Origin of the sequence: Nocardia sp. CC201C (assembly GCF_030010695.1) — a bacterium.
GTDB classification, from domain to species: Bacteria; Actinomycetota; Actinomycetes; order Mycobacteriales; family Mycobacteriaceae; genus Nocardia; species Nocardia otitidiscaviarum.
The window spans coordinates 1-5,129 of record NZ_JASCXP010000479.1 but is presented as its reverse complement, the minus strand read 5'-3'; the positions used below and the strand labels follow the sequence as shown (position 1 = coordinate 5,129).

Genomic DNA, 5,129 nt, shown 5'->3' with positions numbered 1-5,129 from the left:
AGATGTGTAATAAGAGACAGGCACCACACCGTTCACCGTGACGGGCACCAGGTCCGGCGGGGTCGCCTTCCACTGTGAGCGTCGGCTGCGGGTATTGGACCGCGACATCTTCCGCTTCGGAACCGCCATCTCAGTTCTCCCCTTCCTGTGCAGCGCCCGTGCGACGGCGCTTGCCGTAGCGGCGCTCGAACTTCTCCACGCGGCCGGCGGTGTCCAGCAGGCGCTGCGCACCGGTCCAGAACGGATGTGAGTCCGAGGTCACGTCGACCACCAGCAGCGGGTAGGTGTTGCCGTCCTCCCACTCCACGGTGCGGTCGGAGGTGGCGGTGGAGCGGGTGAGGAACTGCTTGCCGGTGTTGTTGTCCCGGAAGACCACCGGGTGGTAGTCCGGGTGGATACCTGGCTTCATCGCATTACCTTTCGTTGGAACGGTTGTCGCCGGTGGCGGGGCCGGACGATTCGGTGCCGACCGAGCGGGTCTCCTCGGACGCCTCGCACGGGTCCTCGTGCCAGTCCCCGAAGGGGTCCTCCCACTGCGCGACTCGCTCGGGGGCGCGCCGCACGAGGCGCAGTTCGTCCTCGTCGACCAGCGCCCAGTGCAGGGCCTCTCGGATGGTGTTCGGCTCGGCGTCGTGGGCGAGGATGACCAGGGAGATATCGCGATCGCCGAAATCCGGGTGCCAGCGCAGTGCGGCCATCGCCACGCGGTCCGGGTCCGCCTGCGTCCGTTCGGACTCGGTCATGGCGGCCAGCCACTTCCCGGCGCTGCCGACCCGCAGGCCGCCGCCCGCGGACTCCAGCCACACCACCTCGTCGGGCTGGGTGGCCAGCCAGACGCGGCCGCGCGCGGTGACCACACCCTCGAACAGGACGTCCAGCGCGGAGTGCAGACGCTCCGGATGGAAGGGGCGGTCGGTGGCGAATTCGATGAGGGTGACCCCGTGCTCGGTGTCCAGCGGCGGTTCGCCGCGCAACAGCGGGGCGTGCGCGCCGAAGCTGCGGCCGCGCCGGGCGTCGGCGGGAATCTGCTCGAGCAGGACGCGCAGGTCGGTGCCGGACGCGCCGTCCGGGTCGGCCACCCACAGCACCGGCGCGAGCGGCACCAGCCGGTCGAGGACGGCGGCCAGGCGGGCCTGTTCCAGCGCGTCCACCGCGCCCACCTCGACGGCGATGACGGCATCGGCGAATTCGACCTGGCCGACCGCCAGCTGGGCGACGGTGCGCTCGTCGTCGGTGGTGACGTGGCCGCGGTCGGCGAGGGTGTCGTCACCGGTGGCGTCGGTCAGCCAGTCGCGGGCGTCCACGCAGGTGAGCACGGCCTCGATGCGCACGCTGCGCCCGGCCGGACCGTCCACGCGGCCGTGTACACCGGCGACGGTGACATTCTCGATGGCCTGACAGACCGCCTCGGCCTCGAACGCCGGATCCAGGGCGAGCACGATGCGCCGCACCGAATCACGCTGTCCCAGTACGCACAGGTAGGGCAGCAGGTCGGCGCGCAGAGTGCAGGAGACACAGCCGTGCGCGAGTTCGAGGATGGTCTCGCTCTCCCGGCCCTCGCTGTGCACGATCCGGCGGACCACGCCTTGGCGCAGTTCGCTCAGGTCGTGGCGGACCACGACGGTGCCCGGCTCCGCCAGTTCACCCGCGATCTGGTCCACGCCCGCGGCGGCACGCCCCGGCAGGCCCGCGACCACGAGGACGGGCTTGCGGTCGTCGTGCATCCCCGGCACCACCATCACCTCTTCCGATAACGATTTTCATTTACCGGACGGTAACGGTACATTGTCCGGCAGGCATTGTCGAAAACGATTGTCATCAACAACTGGAAGGGAGTGACATGTCGGCCATCTGCCAGGTCACCGGGCGCAAACCGGGATTCGGCAAGTCCGTATCGCACTCGCACAAGCGGACGAACCGGCGGTGGAACCCCAATATCCAGCGCAAGACCTACTACCTGCCCAGTGAGGACCGGCGCATCACGCTGACCGTCTCCACCAAGGGCATCAAAACCATCGACCGCGACGGGATCGAGGCCGTGGTGGCCCGGCTCCGGGCGCGCGGCGAGAAGATCTAGGAAGGCCGCCGATGGCATCCAAGTCGACCGAGCTGCGTCCGGTCATCAAGCTCAAGTCCACCGCGGGCACCGGGTACACCTACGTCACCCGCAAGAACCGCCGCAACGATCCCGACCGGATGGTGCTCAAGAAGTACGACCCGGTGGTGCGCAAGCACGTCGACTTCCGTGAGGAGCGCTGACGTGGCCAAGAAGTCCAAGATCGAGAAGAACGAGCGGCGCAAGATCGTGGTGGCGCGCTACGCCGAACGACGGGCCGAGCTCAAGGAGCTCATCCGCAAGCCCACCACCTCCGACGCCGACCGCGCCGCCGCACAGACCGCCCTGCGGAAACTGCCGCGCGATGCCAGTCCGGTACGCTTGCGCAATCGAGACGCCTCGGATGGACGCCCACGCGGCCATCTCCGGAAGTTCGGTCTCTCGCGCGTGCGCGTGCGCGAGATGGCACACCGGGGCGAACTGCCCGGTGTGCACAAATCGAGCTGGTAAGCAACCACATCTGGTGAGTAAGGAACCGCTGACATGGCAGTGAAGCGAGCACCGTCGAAGAAGGTCCGCGCTGAGCAGGCCCGACGTCCGAAGAAGAACCCCTTGATCGCCGCCGGTATCGAAACCGTCGACTACAAGGACGTGAACCTGCTCCGCACGTTCATCTCCGACCGCGGCAAGATTCGCAGCCGCCGGGTGACCGGGCTGACGCCGCAGCAGCAGCGGCAGGTCGCCGTCGCGGTGAAGAACGCGCGCGAGATGGCGTTGCTGCCGTTCACCAGCCGCTGACGCGACTGTCGGACGTAAAGGGCTGAGCCCCCGATGCTTTCGCATCGGGGGCTCGATGCGTTTCGCGGGGCGGCCCCGGGTCCGTTCGCAGACGACCAGGCGCGTACGCGTGCGTTTCGCGGGGCACGACCCCAGACGGGTACGCGGGCAGGCCCGAGTGCATCTCGCGGGGCGCTACCCCAGACGGGTACGCGGGCGAGCCCGAGGGGTTCGGGGGCTACGGCGGCGGAGGAGGCGCGGTTCGGGTGGGTGCTGCGCTTGCCCACCCTGCGCCCCTGGCGCAGACTGCCCAACCGCAGCACGGTTCCGGCACGGCGCGGTTACCGGCTGAGCGAGATCAGACGCCGGCCTCGACCGGACGGCGAGCGCGGCCTGGGCAAGCGCGGCACGGCTCGGGCGCGGCGTGTTGACCGGCCACGCGGGGTCAGACGGTGGCCTGCTCGGCTTCGCGGATGGCGCGGGCGAGGGTGGCGGTGGCGTAGCGGCGCCAGAGGGGGGCGACGACGTAGCGGACGAGGCGGGCGCGGCCGGGGTGGGGGAAGAAGGAATAGGTCCAGCGGACAAGGGAATTGCGGCCCGCGGGGGTGAAGGTCCACTCGCCGTCGACCTTGGCCACCAGTCGGCGCATGGTGCCGGTGAATTCGGTCAGTTCGTAGCTGAAGTGGCGGGCGCGGGTGTAGCCGGTGAGTTCCTCCCGGGCGGTGGAACCGTCGGAGAGGACGACGGTGCGGGTATTGCCCGCGGTATCCCACGGGCCGGACTGGTCGCGCACCTCGCGGACGGCGGGCAGTGGACCCATGCCGGTGAAGATGGTGGGCAGATCGATGGGGGCGATCACCTCCATGGCCGTCGCCGCCGAGGTGCGGCAGGTGGATTCGACGGTGACCGGAACGTAGCCGAGGCTCATGGCACACATTGTGCCGGGAAGTTTGCCGACGCGCCCGGAACGAGAAGAGCCCCAGCGCCTTTGACGCCGGGGCTCGATGCTCGTTCCGCGCGACCGCCCGCTTACGGGATGGTCAGCACCTGGCCGACATTGATCAGGTCCGGATTGTCGATGCCGCTGGCCGACGCGATCTCGGGGTAGCGGTTGCCGTCACCGTAGTACTGCTCGGCGATGGCCCACAGGGTCTCGCCGGGAGCGACGGTGTGGGTGCGCGCCTCCGGAGCCGGCGGCGGGGCGGGAGCCTCCGCCGCGGGGGCCGCGACGGCCTCCGGCTCAGCCTGGATCGGGTTGTCGGTATTGGTGCCCGACGACCACAGCGCGCCGCCGTCCTTGCCGTACAGCACGACATTGCGGTCGGGCTGCACGACCAGACGGTCCGCGTCCTTGCCATTGGTCTCGGTGGACCAGGCCGCGCCCTCACCCTTGTACAACACGAAGTTGCCGTCCGCCTGCAGCACGGCCCGCTCGACACCTTGATCGTGAGTGGAGGTGTGCCAGACGACATTGCCGTCCGGCTCCGTCAGCACGAGGTTGCCATCATTCTGCAGAGTCAGGGTGTAGGCACCACCCTTCAGGGACTGACCGAGCCCAAGTTCTTCGCCTACATGCAACGCGTCGCCCACGATGCGTCCTTTCGGAGGGGGGATCTTCGGTAAATCGATGGCGGGAGAAGTGCATTCGCGCATCTGCCGAACAGGCTACTGCTCGGACGCCGCGCGCCGGGGAGATACGCGCCGCAACGGATGAGATTTTGACGACGCTTCGCCAGAAGTTCGCCGGAGGATCGGACCGGACGTGCGGAATCGGCCGGGCGATTAGGGTTGGGGCCATGTACGGGAATTGGGGACGCCGCCTCGCCGCGGCCACGACCGCCGGGCTGCTGAGCCTGACGATCGCCGCCTGCTCGAGCTCGGACGACAACGCCGACACGCCGCGCGGCACCACCGCCTCCACCACGGAGACCACACCCACCGAAGCCCCCGAAGGTCAGCTGGGCCGGGCATTCACCGCCGACCCGACCATCGTCAACCCCCGCCCCATCCCCTTCGACAGCTGGACCCGCCTCGCCCCCGACAAGATCGCGGTGAACTTCCAGACCGGCTCCCCGGAGTGCTACGGCGTGGACGCCACCACCACCGAGACCGACGAATCGGTGTTGGTGGAACTGCGGGCCGGGACCCGGCCCGAAGCGGTGGGTCGGATGTGCACCATGATCGCGGTGTTCGGCACCCTCGAGATCCAGCTGGAGAAACCACTGGGCGACCGAACAGTGTTGAGCGCCAAGTAGATAGCGGCAGGTAGATAGCGCCAAGTAGATAACGCCACGGA

Annotated in this window: 10 protein-coding genes; 5 read left to right on the top strand and 5 right to left on the bottom strand. The window is 68.8% G+C overall.

Annotation, left to right across the window (positions count from 1 at the left end; translation table 11 throughout):
* The 3 genes from rpmF to QK444_RS32170 form a co-directional block, all read right to left on the bottom strand.
* Positions 1-129 (bottom strand): 50S ribosomal protein L32 (gene rpmF / locus QK444_RS32180; RefSeq protein ID WP_282785830.1); only part of this gene is annotated, 129 nt, incomplete at its 3' end.
* 1 nt (position 130) lies between these two features.
* Positions 131-409, bottom strand: a complete 279-nt coding sequence (locus QK444_RS32175) for a type B 50S ribosomal protein L31 (protein WP_282785829.1) — start codon at positions 407-409, stop codon at positions 131-133.
* Between the two features lie 4 nt (positions 410-413).
* Positions 414-1,739, bottom strand: coding sequence for a GTP-binding protein (locus QK444_RS32170; protein ID WP_282785828.1), 1,326 nt, complete (start codon positions 1,737-1,739; stop codon positions 414-416).
* A gap of 101 nt (positions 1,740-1,840) precedes the next feature.
* Here QK444_RS32170 and rpmB point away from each other — a divergent pair, with 101 nt between their 5' ends.
* From rpmB to rpsR, 4 genes are read left to right on the top strand one after another with little or no spacing between them, the layout of a single operon-like run.
* A complete protein-coding gene (rpmB, locus tag QK444_RS32165) occupies positions 1,841-2,077 on the top strand; it encodes a 50S ribosomal protein L28 (protein WP_039817163.1) in 237 nt (78 codons plus the stop codon).
* A gap of 11 nt (positions 2,078-2,088) precedes the next feature.
* Complete coding sequence (rpmG, locus tag QK444_RS32160; protein ID WP_029931154.1) at positions 2,089-2,259, top strand: 50S ribosomal protein L33; 171 nt, start codon at positions 2,089-2,091, stop codon at positions 2,257-2,259.
* Position 2,260: 1 nt separating this feature from the next.
* Positions 2,261-2,566, top strand: coding sequence for a 30S ribosomal protein S14 (gene rpsN, locus QK444_RS32155; RefSeq protein ID WP_282785827.1), 306 nt, complete (start codon positions 2,261-2,263; stop codon positions 2,564-2,566).
* Positions 2,567-2,599: 33 nt separating this feature from the next.
* The gene (gene rpsR / locus QK444_RS32150) at positions 2,600-2,854 is read left to right on the top strand and encodes a 30S ribosomal protein S18 (RefSeq protein ID WP_011211513.1); all 255 of its coding nucleotides are present in this window, start codon (positions 2,600-2,602) and stop codon (positions 2,852-2,854) included.
* Positions 2,855-3,278: 424 nt separating this feature from the next.
* On the opposite strand, the gene QK444_RS32145 is transcribed toward rpsR, so the two are convergent.
* Complete coding sequence (locus QK444_RS32145; protein ID WP_282785826.1) at positions 3,279-3,761, bottom strand: SRPBCC family protein; 483 nt, start codon at positions 3,759-3,761, stop codon at positions 3,279-3,281.
* 101 nt (positions 3,762-3,862) lie between these two features.
* Positions 3,863-4,423, bottom strand: a complete 561-nt coding sequence (locus QK444_RS32140) for a LysM peptidoglycan-binding domain-containing protein (protein ID WP_282785825.1) — start codon at positions 4,421-4,423, stop codon at positions 3,863-3,865.
* Between the two features lie 206 nt (positions 4,424-4,629).
* Here QK444_RS32140 and QK444_RS32135 point away from each other — a divergent pair, with 206 nt between their 5' ends.
* A complete protein-coding gene (locus QK444_RS32135; protein WP_282785824.1) occupies positions 4,630-5,088 on the top strand; it encodes a hypothetical protein in 459 nt (152 codons plus the stop codon).
* Positions 5,089-5,129 lie beyond the last annotated feature (41 nt).

Coding starts and splice junctions, on each gene's coding strand:
- rpmG (WP_029931154.1), top strand. CDS start 2,089: ATGGCATCCAAGTCGACCGAGCTGCGTCCGGTCATCAAGCTCAAGTCC.
- QK444_RS32170 (WP_282785828.1), bottom strand. CDS start 1,739: ATGGTGGTGCCGGGGATGCACGACGACCGCAAGCCCGTCCTCGTGGTC.
- QK444_RS32145 (WP_282785826.1), bottom strand. CDS start 3,761: ATGAGCCTCGGCTACGTTCCGGTCACCGTCGAATCCACCTGCCGCACC.
- QK444_RS32175 (WP_282785829.1), bottom strand. CDS start 409: ATGAAGCCAGGTATCCACCCGGACTACCACCCGGTGGTCTTCCGGGAC.
- rpmB (WP_039817163.1), top strand. CDS start 1,841: ATGTCGGCCATCTGCCAGGTCACCGGGCGCAAACCGGGATTCGGCAAG.
- rpsR (WP_011211513.1), top strand. CDS start 2,600: ATGGCAGTGAAGCGAGCACCGTCGAAGAAGGTCCGCGCTGAGCAGGCC.
- QK444_RS32135 (WP_282785824.1), top strand. CDS start 4,630: ATGTACGGGAATTGGGGACGCCGCCTCGCCGCGGCCACGACCGCCGGG.